The organism is Enterocloster bolteae, assembly GCF_002234575.2.
Taxonomy (GTDB): Bacteria; Bacillota; Clostridia; order Lachnospirales; family Lachnospiraceae; genus Enterocloster; species Enterocloster bolteae.
On record NZ_CP022464.2, the window covers coordinates 754,287 to 770,711 of the forward strand.

Annotated in this window: 11 protein-coding genes; all 11 read left to right on the forward strand. The window is 52.1% G+C overall.

Annotation, left to right across the window (positions count from 1 at the left end; all coding sequences use genetic code 11):
- Window positions 1-81: 81 nt before the first annotated feature.
- The 11 genes from CGC65_RS03650 to rfbF all read left to right on the forward strand — a co-directional run bounded on the left by CGC65_RS03650 (window position 82) and on the right by rfbF (window position 16,157).
- A complete protein-coding gene (locus CGC65_RS03650) occupies window positions 82-1,578 on the forward strand; it encodes an ABC transporter ATP-binding protein (RefSeq protein ID WP_002568284.1) in 1,497 nt (498 codons plus the stop codon).
- Between the two features lie 6 nt (window positions 1,579-1,584).
- Complete coding sequence (locus CGC65_RS03655; RefSeq protein ID WP_002568283.1) at window positions 1,585-5,529, forward strand: glycosyltransferase; 3,945 nt, start codon at window positions 1,585-1,587, stop codon at window positions 5,527-5,529.
- 86 nt (window positions 5,530-5,615) lie between these two features.
- Window positions 5,616-6,323 carry a nucleotidyltransferase family protein gene (locus CGC65_RS03660; protein WP_002568282.1) on the forward strand — a complete coding sequence of 236 codons (708 nt, stop codon included), beginning with the start codon at window positions 5,616-5,618 and terminating at the stop codon, window positions 6,321-6,323.
- Window positions 6,324-6,357: 34 nt separating this feature from the next.
- Window positions 6,358-7,428 (forward strand): GHMP family kinase ATP-binding protein, encoded by a 1,071-nt coding sequence (locus CGC65_RS03665; RefSeq protein ID WP_002568281.1) that lies wholly within the window; start codon window positions 6,358-6,360, stop codon window positions 7,426-7,428.
- 57 nt (window positions 7,429-7,485) lie between these two features.
- Window positions 7,486-8,073, forward strand: coding sequence for a D-glycero-beta-D-manno-heptose 1,7-bisphosphate 7-phosphatase (gene gmhB / locus CGC65_RS03670; RefSeq protein ID WP_002568280.1), 588 nt, complete (start codon window positions 7,486-7,488; stop codon window positions 8,071-8,073).
- Window positions 8,070-8,711, forward strand: coding sequence for a D-sedoheptulose-7-phosphate isomerase (locus CGC65_RS03675; protein WP_002568279.1), 642 nt, complete (start codon window positions 8,070-8,072; stop codon window positions 8,709-8,711). Before gmhB ends, CGC65_RS03675 begins: the two co-directional genes overlap by 4 nt.
- Window positions 8,701-9,486 (forward strand): glycosyltransferase, encoded by a 786-nt coding sequence (locus CGC65_RS03680; protein WP_002568278.1) that lies wholly within the window; start codon window positions 8,701-8,703, stop codon window positions 9,484-9,486. The genes CGC65_RS03675 and CGC65_RS03680 overlap by 11 nt, the downstream gene beginning before the upstream one ends.
- Window positions 9,487-9,551: 65 nt before the next feature.
- Window positions 9,552-11,891, forward strand: coding sequence for a hypothetical protein (locus tag CGC65_RS03685; protein ID WP_002568277.1), 2,340 nt, complete (start codon window positions 9,552-9,554; stop codon window positions 11,889-11,891).
- Between the two features lie 22 nt (window positions 11,892-11,913).
- On the forward strand, window positions 11,914-13,776 hold the full coding sequence (locus CGC65_RS03690) for a hypothetical protein (RefSeq protein ID WP_002568276.1): 1,863 nt from the start codon (window positions 11,914-11,916) through the stop codon (window positions 13,774-13,776).
- Window positions 13,777-13,826: 50 nt separating this feature from the next.
- Entirely contained in the window at window positions 13,827-15,260 is a 1,434-nt protein-coding gene (locus tag CGC65_RS03695) for a hypothetical protein (RefSeq protein WP_002568275.1), read from the forward strand.
- Between the two features lie 126 nt (window positions 15,261-15,386).
- Complete coding sequence (gene rfbF / locus CGC65_RS03700; RefSeq protein WP_002568274.1) at window positions 15,387-16,157, forward strand: glucose-1-phosphate cytidylyltransferase; 771 nt, start codon at window positions 15,387-15,389, stop codon at window positions 16,155-16,157.
- The last annotated feature ends 268 nt before the right edge of the window (window positions 16,158-16,425 follow it).

The following is a 16,425-nucleotide window of genomic DNA, read 5'->3' on the forward strand; positions in this document are numbered from 1 at the left end:
TTGTTTGAGGTATAAAAATCCTGCATTCTATGCTATACTTATGCCTAAAGTGGAGAAGTATGCATAGAGATGGAGAATGTTATGTCAGTGAAAGAACAGGACAATAAATATGCCATAGACGTTGCAGAAGTGACCAAGGTATATAGATTATATGAGAAACCCATTGACCGTCTGAAGGAATCCATGAGTATTTCCCATAAGAATTACCACCGGGATTTTTACGCGCTGAACCAGCTGTCCTTCAGGGTAAGAAAGGGAGAGACGGTGGGAATCATCGGCACCAACGGTTCCGGCAAATCCACCATATTAAAAATCATTACCGGGGTCCTTACCCCTACCACCGGGGAGGTAAAGGTGGACGGCAAGATATCGGCTCTGTTAGAGCTGGGTGCCGGATTCAACATGGATTATACAGGGATTGAAAATATATATATGAACGGCACCATGATGGGCTATACGAAAAAGGAGATGGACGCCAAGCTTCAGGACATCCTGGAATTTGCGGAAATCGGGGATTTCGTGTACCAGCCGGTAAAGACTTATTCCAGCGGTATGTTTGTACGGCTGGCTTTTGCGTTGGCCATCAATGTGGACCCGGAAATCCTCATTGTGGACGAGGCCCTTTCCGTCGGCGATGTGTTCTTCCAGTCAAAATGCTACCGCAGGATGGAGGAAATCCGCCAGAAGGGGACAACCATCCTTATGGTGACCCATGATATGGGAAGCATTATCAAATACTGTGACCGGGTGGTGCTGCTGAACAAGGGGGAATTCATCGCAGAAGGCCCTGCCGGCCGGGTGGTGGATATGTATAAGAAGATCCTGGCCGGACAGCTGGACGCCTTAAAGGCGGAATTAGAGCGGGAAAGACAGCAGAAGGAGAGTCTGACAGGGGAAATCGGGCAGGAAGATGCGGGCAGCGGGGTACTAACCGGAGCAGGAACAGAAGAAACGGAAACTGCCGGGAGCCGGGCTGGGGCAGGAACAAAATCCGGCGGTGTGGAAATGTCTGATTTTTCCGGCGGGATGGGATTAGAGGGAAGCCGTCTCATGAAAGACCAGCTGACCATTAATTATGACCGTACAGAATACGGGGACGGCCGGGCCGAGATTGTGGACCTGGGTCTTTTTGACGAGAGGGGAAATATCACCAACCTTCTGTTAAAAGGTGAGATGTTTACCATAAAAGAACGGATTCATTTTAATACAGAGATACAGTCCCCTATTTTTACCTATACTATAAAGGATAAAAAGGGTACGGAGCTTACCGGCACCAACACCATGTTTGAAGGCGCCGAAATCCAGCCTGTGAAGCGCGGGGATGAGTATGTGGTGGAATTCACCCAGAAAATGACACTCCAGGGCGGGGAGTATCTGCTGAGCATGAGCTGCACCGGTTTTGAGCAGGGAGAGCATGTGGTGTACCACCGCCTGTACAACGTGACCAATATTACGGTTATTTCCAATAAAAATACGGTTGGGGTGTATGATATGGAGTCCCAGGTAAAGGCTGCGAAGATAGAGGCCGGGAAGATAGAGGCCGGTAATGCGGGCCCAACTGTGAACGGAGGATTATAACTTTCCATGAAGGACATCAGTTATGAAATATTAGATTTATTCAGACAATACGGAAGCAGTCCTGAGGGCATCAGGAAGGCCCTGGACAGCCAGTCCGGGCCGGAGGTGCTCCACGCCCTGTCTGATATAAGGGAGAATCTTCTGGAGTGGCTGGATTATACTGGCTGCGGGGAAGTGCTTCAGATTGGTTCGGGCTATGGCGTTCTGACAGGACTGCTGGCCTCCAGGTGCGCCCATGTGGCAGTGATGGACGAAGCAGATGAAAACCTGGCTGTAAATCAGGAGCGCAACAAGACTTACACCAATATCACATATGGCTATAAGGCAGGGGCTGAGACAGGACAGCCGGAGCCGTCATTTGACCTTGTGGTCATGGCCGGACTCAGAAAAGGCCAGGAAATACAGGACGCAGCTGCCTTTGGCGCCTCCTTTCTGAAACAGGAAGGCCGTCTGGTCATTGCGTGTGAAAATGCATTGGGGCTCAGGTACCTGGCAGGGGCAGACCATGAGGAAGGCTTCTGTACCAGAAAACAGGCGGAGGAAGCCTGCCGGGAAGCAGGACTTGCCCGGGCGGACTTCTATTATCCGGTGCCCGACCACAGAATGCCCATATCACTCTACTCAGACCGGTATCTGCCGGGAAAGGGAGACATCACCAGCCCGTCTGTGTCCTATGACGGTCCGCGGTATGCCTGCCTCAATGAAGGGGAGGTATATGACCGTCTGATTGAAGAAGATGACTTTGGCCGGTTTGCCAATTCCTTCCTGATTATTGCATCTAAGGACGGCCGGCAGGAGAAAACCATTTTCGCCAAGTATAACCGTACCAGAAAAGAGGAATTCCGCATCCGCACCACCATGGGGGATCTGGACGGAGAGCGCCGGGTGGAGAAGGCTGCCCTTGAAAGCGCAGGAAGATACCACATCTTTTCCCTGAAAAATAAATGCCGGCAGTTAAGGCAGCTCAACCCCAGAGTCAGAATCCTGGAGCCGGAGATATCCGCAGACGGCAGCAAGGTGGAGTTTGTTTTCCTGGAAGGCATTACCCTGGCAGAATGTCTGGGCCGGTGCATCCGGGACGGAAGGGCGCCTGTGGAGGAAATTAAGGCGGCGCTTCAGTTTCTTTATGATGTGGCGGAGGATCAGATTGTTCCCTTTGCCGTGACGCCGGAGTTTACCCGGACCTTTGGGCCGGTTCCGGATATAGATGATGTTTCTTATAAAGTAAGCAACATTGACGGGCTCTTTGAGAATCTGATGATTACAGAAAAGGACGGGGATGAGAAACTATACTGCCTGGACTATGAATGGGTCTTTGATTTCCCGGTTCCTGCCCGCTTTGTACAGTACCGCAATCTGGCTTATTTTTATTATAAATACCAGGGATTGATGTCATATGCCGGCCTGGAAGAATTTTTACAGGAGTTTGGCATAGGAAGCGAGATGGCGTCTGTGTACGCATCCATGGAGGACGCCTTCCAGTCCTATGTCCACGGGGACGCTGTCCAGGGATACCTGGTGAATTACCAGCAGAAGGTCACGACCCTGTCTGAGCTTAAGGAGACGGACCAGGCTCTCTCCCAGGCAAAGGACCGCATCAGCCAGCTTCAGGCAGAGGTGGAGGAAAAGAACCTGCAGATCCGCAAAGAGCAGGAGGTGCAGCGCCTGACCAATAACCATGTGGCAAATCTGGAAGTGATGATTAAGGACCTGCGCCATGAAATCGACGAGCTGGGCAAGCTGGCAACCTATCTCAACGGGCATGAAGCCCTTGTGTTCAAGGCCCGGCGCAAGCTGGGAGCCCAGGTCAACAAAGCATTTCCAAGGGGAACCCGCAAGCGCAAGATACTCAACTACTGTTTTAACACAGTGAAGCACCCGGTGCGTTACGGAAGGCTGTACGCCACCAAAGAGGGACGCAACCAGATAGAAGGCGATTTTAAGATTGGCGAGGATTATCTCAAATACGGCAGGCTGGTATTCCCCAGTGTACCGGGCAAGGGAGGATATGTGGACTCCGGCAGCGGCGAAACGTGGGACGGCCCAATGGTTTCCATCGTGATTCCCTGTTATAATCAGGTCCACTATACCTATGCATGTCTCCAGTCCATCCTGGAGTTTACAAAGGATGTCACCTACGAGGTCATCATTGCCGATGATGTGTCCACCGATGCAACGGCAGAGCTGAGCCGGTATGCAGAGGGTCTTGTAATCTGCAGAAATGAGACAAATCAGGGGTTCCTGCGCAACTGCAACCAGGCGGCAAAGGCTGCCAGGGGAAAATACATCATGTTCCTCAACAATGACACCAAGGTGACAGAGGGCTGGCTCTCTTCCCTGGTGAACCTGATTGAGTCCGATTCCACCATTGGCATGGTGGGTTCCAAGCTGGTGTACCCGGACGGACGCCTGCAGGAAGCAGGAGGCATTATCTGGAGCGATGGTTCCGGCTGGAACTACGGCCGTCTGGATGATCCGGACAAGGCGGAATATAATTATGTAAAGGATGTAGACTATATATCAGGGGCAGCCATCCTTCTGAGCACGGCCCTGTGGAAGCAGATCGGCGGATTTGACCAGCGGTTTGCCCCGGCTTACTGCGAGGATTCGGACCTGGCTTTTGAGGTGAGAAAGGCCGGATACAGGGTTGTATACCAGCCTCTCTCCAAGGTAATCCACTTTGAGGGCGTTTCCAACGGTACAGATGTAAACGGAACCGGCCTGAAACGCTACCAGGTGGAAAACAGTGAAAAGCTGAAGGAGAAATGGGCTGAGGAATTCAAAAAGCAGTGCGTCAACACCGGAAATCCCAATCCGTTCAGGGCCAGGGAGCGCAGCCAGGGAAAGAAAATTATCCTGGTGGTGGACCACTATGTGCCCACCTTTGACAGGGACGCGGGATCCAAGACAACCTACCAGTACCTGAAGATGTTTCTGAAAAAGGGCTATGTGGTAAAGTTTTTGGGAGATAATTTCCTTCATGAGGAGCCCTATACCACCACCCTTCTGCAAATGGGAATTGAGGTACTCTACGGAGACACATACGCAGCAGGCATATGGGACTGGTTAAAGACAAATGGAGACGAGATATCATTTGCGTACCTGAACCGTCCCCATATTGCCACCAAATATGTGGATTTTATAAAAGATTACACCAATATGAAGGTGATTTACTATGGACACGACCTGCACTTTCTGCGTCTGGGAAGGGAATATGAGCTGACCGGGGATATCAACATCAAGAGGGAGGCGGATTACTGGAAATCCGTGGAGCTGACCATGATGCACAAGGCAGCTGTTTCCTATTATCCTTCCTATGTGGAAATCAATGCCATACACGCCATTGACGGAAGCATTCCCGCAAAGGCCATTACGGCGTATGTCTATGACACCTTTCTGGATAACATACAGGATGACTTTGCAGAGAGGGAAGGACTGCTGTTTGTGGGCGGTTTCGCCCATCCGCCCAATGCGGATGCAGTGCTGTGGTTTGCCAGAGAAATATTCCCGCTTATACGCAGGGAACTGCCGGATGTGAAATTTTATGTGGCAGGATCCAGGGTGACAGATGAAATCAAGGCCCTGGAGGAGCCGGGCAATGGAATCATTATCAAAGGTTTTGTAAGCGAGGAGGAGCTGGCGCAGCTTTATGGCCATTGCAGGGTGGTGGTGGTGCCGCTCAGATACGGAGCCGGCGTGAAGGGTAAGGTAGTGGAAGCTATATACAACGGAGCGCCCATTGTGACCACATCCACAGGGGCAGAGGGGATTCCCTTTGCGGACACCGTGCTGGAAATAGAGGACCAGGCAGAGCTGTTTGCCGGCAAGACCGTTAAATTATATCAGGACAATGAACGTTTAAACCAGCTTTGCCGCAGGACCCAGGATTATATTAAGAAACACTACAGTCTGGACGGGGCCTGGAAGGTGGTAGAGGGAGACTTTCGTTGATTCTTCAGGGCCGCGTGGGCTGCACAGCCGGCATGTCTGGATAATGCAGCCGCGTTTAAGGCCCACAGTACAGGAGGGAATGTTGAATGCAGGCTATTTTGTTGGCCGGCGGTCTGGGGACCAGGCTTCGCAGTGTGGTGAGCGACCGGCCCAAGCCAATGGCGTTGATTGAAGGGAAGCCTTTTATGGAATATGTGACCCGTGAGCTGGTCCGCCACGGGATTACGGATATTGTCTTTGCCGTGGGATATAAGGGAACTATGGTGGAGGAGCATTTCGGCGATGGGGCGGCTTTCGGGTTCCATGCCGGGTATGCTTATGAGGAGACGCTTCTGGGAACGGCCGGGGCCATTAAGAATGCAGGCAGGTTTATTACAGAGGATCGTTTTTATGTGCTGAACGCGGATACATTTTACCAGATTGATTATACCCGGCTCCTGAGACAGCAGGACAGCCAGAATCTGGATATGGCTCTGGTACTGCGCAGGGTGCCTGATGTTTCGCGGTACGGACAGGCAATTTTGGACCGTGACGGATTCCTGACCGGGTTTAATGAAAAGACAGAGGATGCAAGGGAAGGGACAATCAACGGAGGCATTTACCTTATGAAACAGCAGCTGCTGGATGAGATACCCGAGGGAAAGGTGTCGCTGGAAAATGACATGATCCCTAAGTGGCTGTCAGAGGGAAGGCGCCTGGGAGGCTTTGTCAATGACGGATATTTTATTGACATTGGCATTCCGGAGGCGTATTTCCAGTTTCAGGAGGATGTGAGGAATAAAGTGGTCATTTGACAACCTAAACGAAAGACAGAGAGAGGAGACACATATGGTAATCAGAGGAAGGGCGCCTTTAAGGGTCAGCTTTGGAGGCGGCGGTACGGATGTGGCACCATTCTGCGAGGAGCAGGGAGGGGCCATCATCGGAAGCACCATCAATAAATATGCCTACTGTTCCATTGTGCCCAGGGAGGACGACCAGATTGTGGTTCATTCCCTGGACTTTGATATGACAGTGAAATATAATACCAGGGAAAATTATGTGTATGACGGAAAACTGGATTTGGTAACAGCGGCTCTTAATGCCATGGGTATTGACCAGGGCTGTGAAGTGTATCTCCAGTGCGATGCGCCTCCCGGATCCGGCCTTGGGACTTCGTCCACGGTTATGGTGGCTATGCTCACTGCCATGGCCCGCTGGAAGGGAGTGATGATGGATGCCTATGCCCTGGCTGACCTGGCTTATCAGGTGGAGCGCCTGGATTTAAAGATTGACGGCGGGTACCAGGACCAGTATGCGGCTACCTTTGGAGGATTCAATTTTATTGAGTTCCACGGACGCAACAATGTGGTGGTTAACCCTCTGCGCATTAAAAAGGACATCATACATGAGCTCCAGTATAATCTCCTTCTCTGTTATACCGGAAAAATCCATGTCTCTGCCAATATTATCAAGGACCAGGTGCAAAACTATGAGAAAAAGGACGCCTTTGAGGCCATGTGTGAGGTAAAGGCCCTGGCCTATGCCCTGAAGGATGAGCTGTTAAAGGGAAATCTCCACAGTTTCGGCAAGCTTCTGGACTATGGCTGGCAGAGCAAGAAGCGCATGAGCAGCAAGATAACAAATCCCCAGATTGACCAATTATATGATGAGGCCCTGAAGGCAGGCGCCCTGGGAGGCAAACTTCTGGGAGCAGGCGGAGGCGGGTACTTACTCATGTACTGTCCATACAATGTGCGCCACAAGGTGGCTGCCCGTATGGAACAGGCAGGCGGACAGCTGGCGGATTGGAATTTTGAACTGCGGGGCGCCCAGAGCTGGGTGGCAGACGAGTCCAGATGGCAGTATGATCAGGTGAAGGTCCATATGCCTAACGGCGAGTACCGGTTTAACATTTAATGTTAAATTACCGGACAGGATTCACACAAGGAATATAACATACAGGATGGATGTGCAATGGATCGAGTTGTTTTTTTGGACCGGGATGGGACTCTGAATGAGGAAGTGCACTATCTGCACAGGACTTCGGACCTTAAGCTCCTTCCTGGAGTGCCGGAGGCGCTGCAGATGTTAAAGGAGGCAGGGTACCGTCTGGTGGTGGTTACCAATCAGGCAGGAGTGGCCAGGGGATATTATGGGGAGGAGGACGTGAAGAACCTTCATGTTTATATGAACCATATCCTGGAGTGCATGGGGGCGTCCATTGACGCATTTTATTACTGTCCCCATCATCCGGAGCACGGAATCGGCCCATATAAGAAGGAGTGCAGCTGCCGCAAGCCGGGTACCGGCATGTTTGAGGAGGCCGCACAGCGGTTTGAAGTGGATAAGGCTCATTCCTTTATGATAGGAGATAAACTGCTGGATGTGGAGGCCGGGAATAACTACGGCCTCACCACCATTTTGGTGGGAACCGGTTATGGAAGCGGGATTCGCAGCCAGGAGGAGAAGGAAGGGATACCTCCGGTATATGATTTTTACGCGGAGGATCTCGTAAAGGCAGCTCAGTGGATTATTGAGAAAGGACAGGCGGACGTAAGATGAAAGAGATGGAGTATCTGGAGGAACTGACCAGCCGGTATCCGGTTCTGGAGGCAGTAAAGGGCGATGTGCTGGCCGCATATGAAATCCTGCGGGATTGTTACGCAGGCGGCGGCAAGTTGATGATAGCGGGAAATGGCGGAAGCTGCGCGGACAGCGAGCACATTGTGGGTGAGCTGATGAAGGGATTTGTAAAACGCCGCCCGGTGTCCAATGAATTCGCGGCTGCGCTTCAGGAAGCAGACGAAAAGCGGGGGGAAGAGCTGGCATCCTGCCTACAGGGAGGCCTTCCCGCAATTGCCCTTACCGGTCACGCGGGACTGGCCACCGCGTTCTTAAATGATGTAAACGGTGAAATGATTTATGCGCAGCAGCTGTACGGCTATGGAAAAAAGGGAGATGTATTTATAGGTATTTCCACCTCGGGCAATGCTGAGAATGTGATGTATGCCGTTGCTGTGGCAAAGGCGTCCGGCATTAAAACCATTGGCCTTACCGGCAAAAACGGGGGGAAGATGGCGGGAGCCTGCGACTGCTCCATCGTGGTGCCTTCTGATGAGACATTTAAAATCCAGGAGCTGCACCTTCCCATCTATCATACCCTGTGCCTGATGCTGGAGGAACATTTTTATGAGGTATAAGCATGTATTTGCCGTATGCGCCTATAAGGACTCGCCTTATCTGGAGCAGTGCATCCGCTCTCTTAAGGCCCAGACCGTCCCGTCCCATATCATTATCTGCACGTCCACTCCCAGCAGCTATATTGACCGGCTGGCCTGGAAATACGGCCTGCAGGTCTGTGTACGGCGGGGGGAGAGCGGCATAAAGGATGACTGGAATTTTGCATATTCCATGGCGGAGGGCGAGCTGGTTACCATTGCGCACCAGGATGACATGTACCACCGTGATTACAGCGCGAGACTTCTGGCAGCCCATAGGAGATATCCGGATATGACTGTTTTTACAACGGACTATGTGATTGTGAAACAGGGAGCGCTCATCACCGGTGATGCCATGCTCTGGATTAAGCGGATTCTGAGGACGCCCCTGCGGTTTCCGCAGATGAACGACAGGGCCTGGGTAAAGAAGCTGGCCTTTGTCCTGGGCAACCCCATATGCTGTCCGGCCACCACCTATCACAAGGCGGTGCTGGGTGAACCCTTTGTACGCTCAGAGTACAGTTTTGCCCTGGACTGGGACAATCTTGTGAGGCTGGCAGAGGAACCGGGACGTTTTATCTGCGATGAGCGGCCTCTTCTCTATTACCGGGTCCATGAGGGTGCCACCACAAAGGCATGTATCAGGGATAACCGCCGGTTTGCGGAGGAGCGGGAAATGTTCTGCCGTTTCTGGCCGGAGCCGGTGGCGGACATTATCATGGGCTTTTATAAGAAGGCTTACGGAGAGTATGAGTAGCAGTTTCCGGGACTGGGAAATTGGTACGGATCAGAAAGAAAAATGCAGGGATAAGGATTTGTTGCATGGAAACTGGTAAAAACGATAAGATACTTGCAATCATCATAGGGGCGGCAGGGCTGGCTGTCCTGGCTGTGACGGTGTTCGGGGTGCTGCTCTGGGGCCCATTGGAGCCGGTGCTTCGGAATACTCGGACCCTTCTTATGATGGCAGAGGTGGTCCTTGTGTTTTTCTGGAACCTGTTCTGTCTGGCCGGCGGGAGAGGGAAAAAGCCAGGGACAGGTTCACACAGGGGGGTCAGGGCTCTGGGACTGGCAGCGGGAATCGTGCTGTTTACCTGGTGCCACCGTATTTTCCTGCCCCTGGCGGTATCCGGCATATATATGGCGGTTCTCATACTGGCAGGGAGACAGCTTCTCCGGCTGTTCTTAGAAGAAAGGCAGCTGTCCGCTCCCATTCCCTTTTTGCAGCGTACATCCATGTGCCTTGTGCTGGGAAGCGCCCTGTGGATGGTTTTGGTATGCCTTGTATCCCTTACGGGACATGGCGGGCTGATGCTGTGGAGGGGACTGGCCGCAGTCATGGCCCTGATGGCCGTGGTCCTGGAAATCCTTTGGGGACGCAGAAACAAACAGGTTTTACCCGGGGCATGGCTGAAGGCTGTGAAGAACAGTGCAGATAAGGGAAGAAGTGAGAGCATGGCCCAGGCCGCCTTACTTGCCTTCATCATTACCATGGTTCTGATTCAGGCGGGCCGCATGAACATTGAACTGGACTATGATTCACTTCACTACGGCCTGCGCTCCGCCTATGTACTGGATAACGGAAAGGGAATTTATGAGAATCTGGGCATGATTAACCTGGTTTATACCTACAGCAAAGGCCTGGAAGTCCTGGTTCTCCCTCTGAGCGGGACTCCAACCTATGGATTTGTCCTGGCCTTCTCTCTGTGGTGTACCGTGGGGATTCTTCTCCTGGCAGCAGATATAGTGGGAAGATACTGCGGGCAGGTAAAAGGAATCCTGGCAGCAGCCATCCTTGCCGCTATTCCGGGAATCATGAATATGGCGGCCACTGCAAAAAGCGATAATATTACGCTGCTGCACCAGCTCATCATTTATGACTTTATCTGCTTCGCACTTTGGGATGGGAAACAGGGGAAGAAAAGCAGTTCTGCCAAAAATATACCCTGGCTTTCCATGGCTGTCAGCACCTACCTGCTGACCCTGGTGTATAAGCCCACGGCCCTGGTGTTTTCAACGGCTCTGGGCGGAGTGGCCCTTGTGTGTCTGTTTCTTACCCGCCGTTTAAGGGTTGGAGACAGGAGAGGCTTTTGCCTCCTTCTGATACCGGGAGCAGCGGCGGCCGGATTGTGGTACCGCACATGGCTTCTTACCGGCGTGCCTGTTACATCCATATTTGCCGGATTTTTTGAGAAGGCGGGATGCAGGGTGAAATATCCCTATACCTTTAACCATGTGATTGGAGATCCGTCTGCCCTGACTGCGGGAGAAAAATGTTCACGGCTGTGGTCGCGGGTATGGGGAATCCTGTTTGCCCCTGTAACAGAGGATATGGCCCATGTAATCATTGCATGGGGAACCGGAATTGTGACGGTTTTTCTTGTCATCTGGCTTGCTGTTTCCTGGAAGGCGGGGAGACGCGGCCTCCGGCATCCCCTGAATCTCTTTGACTGTATCCTGATTCCGGTTCTGGCCCTTGGTTCCCTGGCAAGCATCTATACTCTGTATCAGGTGGACGGGAATTATTTCATCCTGTTTTATGCTGTTCTGGTTATCAGCGCGCTGAGAATGGGATGGGGGCAGAACTGGGGACCCGCAGTCAGACGGTCCCTGTCTCTGGTGCTGGTTTTATTTTTTGCAGTGAATACAGCGGTGACCTGTACCACTGGCTGGGCCGGAGTGCCGGGCTTTACGCCTGTGAGCCTGCGTCATATGGGCTATTATGACCACCGCAGGGAAATGCTGGACAGAAGGGCCGGAGAGGGCAGCCTTACCCTTTCCTGTATGTTTACACCCAGGAGCCGTGTCCTTGCATTCGGGAGGCATCCCAGGGTCCTGGATCTGCCGTGCAGCGTCCAGAGCTACTACGATGTGACCGGAAGCGGAGGAAATGTATACCTGGTAAAGCGGCTGGCATACTTTGAGGAGTTTCTGAGATATGCCGGTACGGAGTATTTCTTCGTGGAAGCCGGATACCTGGCAGGACAGGACAGGGCCCTGCAGATGATTGAGGATATGATTGCGGAGGGAAGCCTTTCTGATATTCACTATGAATGGGGAAATATGACGGCCAGGGTTACGCTTGACGCCGGACCGCCGGATGATTCCCAACAGGCCCTTGAGGAGTTCAGGGAAAACTACAGCATGACGGAACTTGATTGACAGCCAGAAGGAGGCGCTTACATTGGAGGCAAAAGAGAGTACGAGAACCAGGATTGGGTTCTCCAGGATGGAAAAGAAATATGAGTGGAAGGACCATGTAATATTCATGGGTATTCTGCTTGCCATGGCAGTGTGGGTCAACAGAGGAATCGAAATAAAGGGGTTATATATGGATGACCTGTACTTCTGGTCCTGCTACGGGGAGCAGAGTTTCCTTCAGTATGTGTTTCCGGTGGGCAGCACCCGGTTCCGCTTTCTGTATTATCTGGCCGCCTGGCTGGAGATGGCAGTGGTCAGGAATCATGTGGGGTGGTTCATGCCCTTTAACATCCTGTTAAACGCAGCCGTGTCCTGGAGCATATATTTCATCGGCCGAAGGCTGTCCAGGGCAAAGGGAATCGGCTTTCTGTGCGGCTCCATGTTTTTAATCAGCCGCATGGCCTATTACCAGATTGGACAGGTGCTGGGGCTTATGGAAACCATGGCCCTGTGGATGGCTGTTATGATTCTCTGGTATTTGTTCCGGTATCTCAATGAGAAGGACAGCCATGTATACTTCTACCTTTCCTGCGTGCTCTACTTTGGGGTATGCTTTGTACATGAACGCTATATGGCTCTGTTTCCTCTGCTTCTTCTGGTCCTGCTGTTTAAGAGGAGCAGGAAGCTGTGGGAATGGGGAGCCGGTCTGTTATCCTTCCTTCTGGTCCAAATCATTCGCGCCTTTACCATAGGAAGTATTCTGCCGGCAGGCACAGGAGGAACCCAGGTGGCAGATACCTTCAGCCTGGCGGACACCTTCAAATACGCCCTGAGCCAGATTGCCTATGTGTTCGGCATCAATGCGGGACCGGAACATCTCAATGGCTGTCCATGGGGGCAGAGTCCCCTGGCCATAAAGGGGCTGGTGCTCCTGGCGGATGCCTGCATCGCGGTTATTGTTCTGGCATTTGTGGTGAAGCTTGTAAGGGAGAAGCGGAAGGATTACCGTGTTCAGATGCTGAAGAACAGCACTCTGTTCATCCTGTTTACCGGGCTGTGTATTGCGTCCTCCAGCGTCACCATACGGGTGGAGATGCGCTGGGTGTATGTATCCCTGGTATCCGCCCTTTTATTCCTGGCTTATATGTACGGGGAACTGACAGAGGGAGTAAAGCCGGAGCTGTATCTGAAACGGCTTTGGCCCTGGGGGGCAGCCTTTGCCTGCTATGTGGTATTCATGCTTCCGGTGGAGCTGTATTACCGGGCGGACTATCCCAAGCTGTATCTCTGGCCCAACCAGCTGCGGTATAATTCGCTGGCCGAGGAGACCTACGGAAGATATGGGGACGGCATATTCGGCAAAACCATTTACATCATAGGCGACAGCTATGAGATGAGCGATTTCACGGCCAGAACCTTTTTCAAGGTGTTTGACAGGGAACGGGCAGCAGAAGGAACCAGGGTGGAGTTCATAGAAAATATCCGGGATATCGGTCTGGTGGATGACAGGATGCTGGTTCTGCGGGAAGACCCGGACCATGAGGGATTCCAGGATATCACGGAGATTGTAAGGGAAATGAAGCTCCAGGTGGATTACGGCTACTACAGCGACGGCTGGATGGATGAACATGCCAGCCTGACGGTCATGGCCGGTGAGACAGGCGTGATTGACCTGGAGGTGGTATATCCGGGAATCATGAGCGGCGGCGAGGCTGTCAGGATTACAAAGGATAAGGAGGAGCCGCGTTATCTGCCGGTGCGGTCCAATGTTGTAAATACAACCATTCAGGCCGAGCCGTGGCAGACGGTGCACCTGACCTTTGAATATAATTTCTTTATGCAGAATGCCCAGGAACAGAGGGGAGAGGACCGGCTGGCAGCGATAGTGCATTTGACGGTCAGATAAGAACCGGTTTCCGGGAAAGACATAGGGAATGAGAAAGGAGCAGGATAACCATGAAAGCAGAACGAAACAGGAAAATCATATATTGGCTTCTTCCGCTTGCAGGCATCTTATTCTGCCTTTGGTATGTGAAAAGCGCCACCTGCGATGTGGTGTACTCAGACTACATCCGGCTGGTGAACAGCTATCTGCCGGATGTATGGAATCCGGAGAAGTTTTTTGTGCCGGATGTCCTGACACGCATCCCGATCAATTATCTCTGCCGGATTGTCAATGTGGAGTTATTCGGCTTTACCATAACCCTGGAACGTGTTCTGGGCGTGGTGAGCCTGGGGCTGGCAGGCTGGGTATTTGCCGCTTACTGCCGGAGCAGGAAAATCGGATGCCTCTGGTTTGCGCTGCTGATGGCAGTGATGTTCAGCCTGAATAAATGGGAAATGCTTACCAATGGAAGCGGATGGTCCCATTTCTTTGCCTTTGCCTGCTTCTACTACCATGAGCTGGTTCTGGACCGGGTGTGGGCAGGAGAGGAAAAAAGACGGGACCGGTTAAAGCTGCTGGTACTGCCTTGGCTTATTATACTGGGTACTGCCGGCCCGTATTGTGCGGTCTATGCCGCCACGCTGCTGCTATCCTATGGGTTCTGCATGGTGATGGACCGGAGGAAGCGTAAGGACTGCCCGGGCAGAAGGGGGCAGGGTTCCTGGGATATGCGGTATCTGGCCTATATGGCCTGCGCCCTGCTGCCCCTTCTTCTGTATATGCTGAGCAATTCCATGGCGGTGGAGGAACACGCGGGAGCCACAGGACGTTCCCTGGGCACGATACTGGCTGAAAATCCCACATTCCCCATCCGTTTTCTGTTAAAGTCCTTTGCGGGAGTCCTGGTGGGAGGGGAGGAACTGGAACGTTTCATGGAAAACGGCCTTCTCAGCAACCGGATGTGTTATGTTCTGGGCCTGTTTGTGGTCTGCGGCTATCTGATGGCCTTATGGATTAATTTCCGGTTCCGACTGTATGAGAGGACCATTATGCCTCTGATGCTTCTGGCGGGAGGCGGGATGAACCATGTAATCATTTTCATTTCCCGGTATATATTTGAGAAAGAAAGTTATGCGTTAAGTTCCCGCTATGCCCTGCAGTTCCAGGTGGGAATATTGGGAATTATACTTACCTTTGCCCTGGCGTGGCAGATGAAGGAGAGGACAGACAGAGGATACCGGTGGGGCATGGCTCTATTCTGCCTTGCAATCCTTATGGGAAATGGTTATACTACTTATCGTGAGATCCAGAAAGCGCCCAGCAGGGAGGAAAGCTTTGAGAGAAAGGCCCGGCTGGCCCTGGAGGTCCCCGGAATGAGCCGTGAGGAGCTAAAGGACAGGGGAGAAGAACTGGAGACAGAGTTTGAATACCGCAAAGGACTGGATAAGATACAGAACGCGTTCCGGATACTGGAAGAGAACAAGCTGAATGTGTTCCGGGAGTAGGATGCGGGCAGGATGGAATGTGAGCAGGAAAGAATATAGGCAGGATGGAATGCAGGCAGGAAAGAGTACAGGCAGAATAGAATGCGGCTGGAATACAATGTGCCGGAAATACAATGGAGGACAGAGATGAAGGTAGTAATATTAGCAGGAGGACTTGGTACCAGAATCAGCGAGGAGAGCCATCTGAAACCAAAGCCTATGATAGAAATTGGGGGAAAACCCATATTGTGGCATATCATGAAGTATTATTCGGAATTCGGATTCCATGAATTCATTATCTGTCTGGGTTATAAGCAGTATGTGGTGAAGGAATTTTTCGCAGACTATTTCCTTCACACCTCAGATGTAACATTTGATCTGGCTAACAATAAGATGGAAGTCCACAATAACTATTCCGAGCCGTGGAAGGTAACGTTGGTGGACACCGGACTCAACACCATGACAGGCGGGCGTGTAAAGCGTATCCAGCCTTTTGTGGGGGATGAGCCTTTTATGCTGACCTATGGGGACGGCGTGTCAACAGTGGATTTGGATGAACTGGTGCGTTTCCATAAATCCCATGGCAGGACAGCTACTATCACAACAGTCAACATCGGACAGATGAAGGGCGTTCTGGATATCGACGAAAATGATACGGTTCTGTCCTTCCGGGAAAAGGAGGATAATGACGGTGCCCTGATTAACGGCGGATTCATGGTGATGAATCCTGAGATATTTAATTATCTGGAAGGGGATTCCACTGTGTTCGAGCAGGGACCTATGCAGAAACTGGCGGCGGAGGGACAGCTTAAATCCTTCTACCACAGCGGATTCTGGCAGTGCATGGATACACAGCGTGAGATGAATAAGCTGGAGGGATTGTGGCAGTCGGGCAGGGCGCCCTGGAAGATTTGGTAGAGGAAGGACGTGGGGATTCGCGGGGGTCCGCATGGTTCCAGGCGTGCTCCCTGATGAAACACGCTCTCGCTCGGTTTACACGCAGCGGTACTAAGACGCGTGAAAGACCGCGCCTAAGTGCCGGCGTGTAAAATGGTTTCAGCAGGAAGCACGCCTGGAACCATGCTGGGCTTCCTCGAATGCCGTAGGAAGAAGATGCTGAGGGGAGTTGTGTGCGGCAGGCGGTGTGCGGCACGCGGTAAGTGGTGAGCAGCAGATAGTGTGCGGT

Excerpts from the sequence above, each read along its gene's own strand:
- CGC65_RS03680 (WP_002568278.1), top strand. The coding sequence starts at position 8,701 with ATGAGGTATAAGCATGTATTTGCCGTATGCGCCTATAAGGACTCGCCT.
- rfbF (WP_002568274.1), top strand. The coding sequence starts at position 15,387 with ATGAAGGTAGTAATATTAGCAGGAGGACTTGGTACCAGAATCAGCGAG.
- CGC65_RS03655 (WP_002568283.1), top strand. The coding sequence starts at position 1,585 with ATGAAGGACATCAGTTATGAAATATTAGATTTATTCAGACAATACGGA.
- CGC65_RS03695 (WP_002568275.1), top strand. The coding sequence starts at position 13,827 with ATGAAAGCAGAACGAAACAGGAAAATCATATATTGGCTTCTTCCGCTT.
- CGC65_RS03675 (WP_002568279.1), top strand. The coding sequence starts at position 8,070 with ATGAAAGAGATGGAGTATCTGGAGGAACTGACCAGCCGGTATCCGGTT.
- gmhB (WP_002568280.1), top strand. The coding sequence starts at position 7,486 with ATGGATCGAGTTGTTTTTTTGGACCGGGATGGGACTCTGAATGAGGAA.
- CGC65_RS03660 (WP_002568282.1), top strand. The coding sequence starts at position 5,616 with ATGCAGGCTATTTTGTTGGCCGGCGGTCTGGGGACCAGGCTTCGCAGT.
- CGC65_RS03650 (WP_002568284.1), top strand. The coding sequence starts at position 82 with ATGTCAGTGAAAGAACAGGACAATAAATATGCCATAGACGTTGCAGAA.
- CGC65_RS03665 (WP_002568281.1), top strand. The coding sequence starts at position 6,358 with ATGGTAATCAGAGGAAGGGCGCCTTTAAGGGTCAGCTTTGGAGGCGGC.
- CGC65_RS03685 (WP_002568277.1), top strand. The coding sequence starts at position 9,552 with ATGGAAACTGGTAAAAACGATAAGATACTTGCAATCATCATAGGGGCG.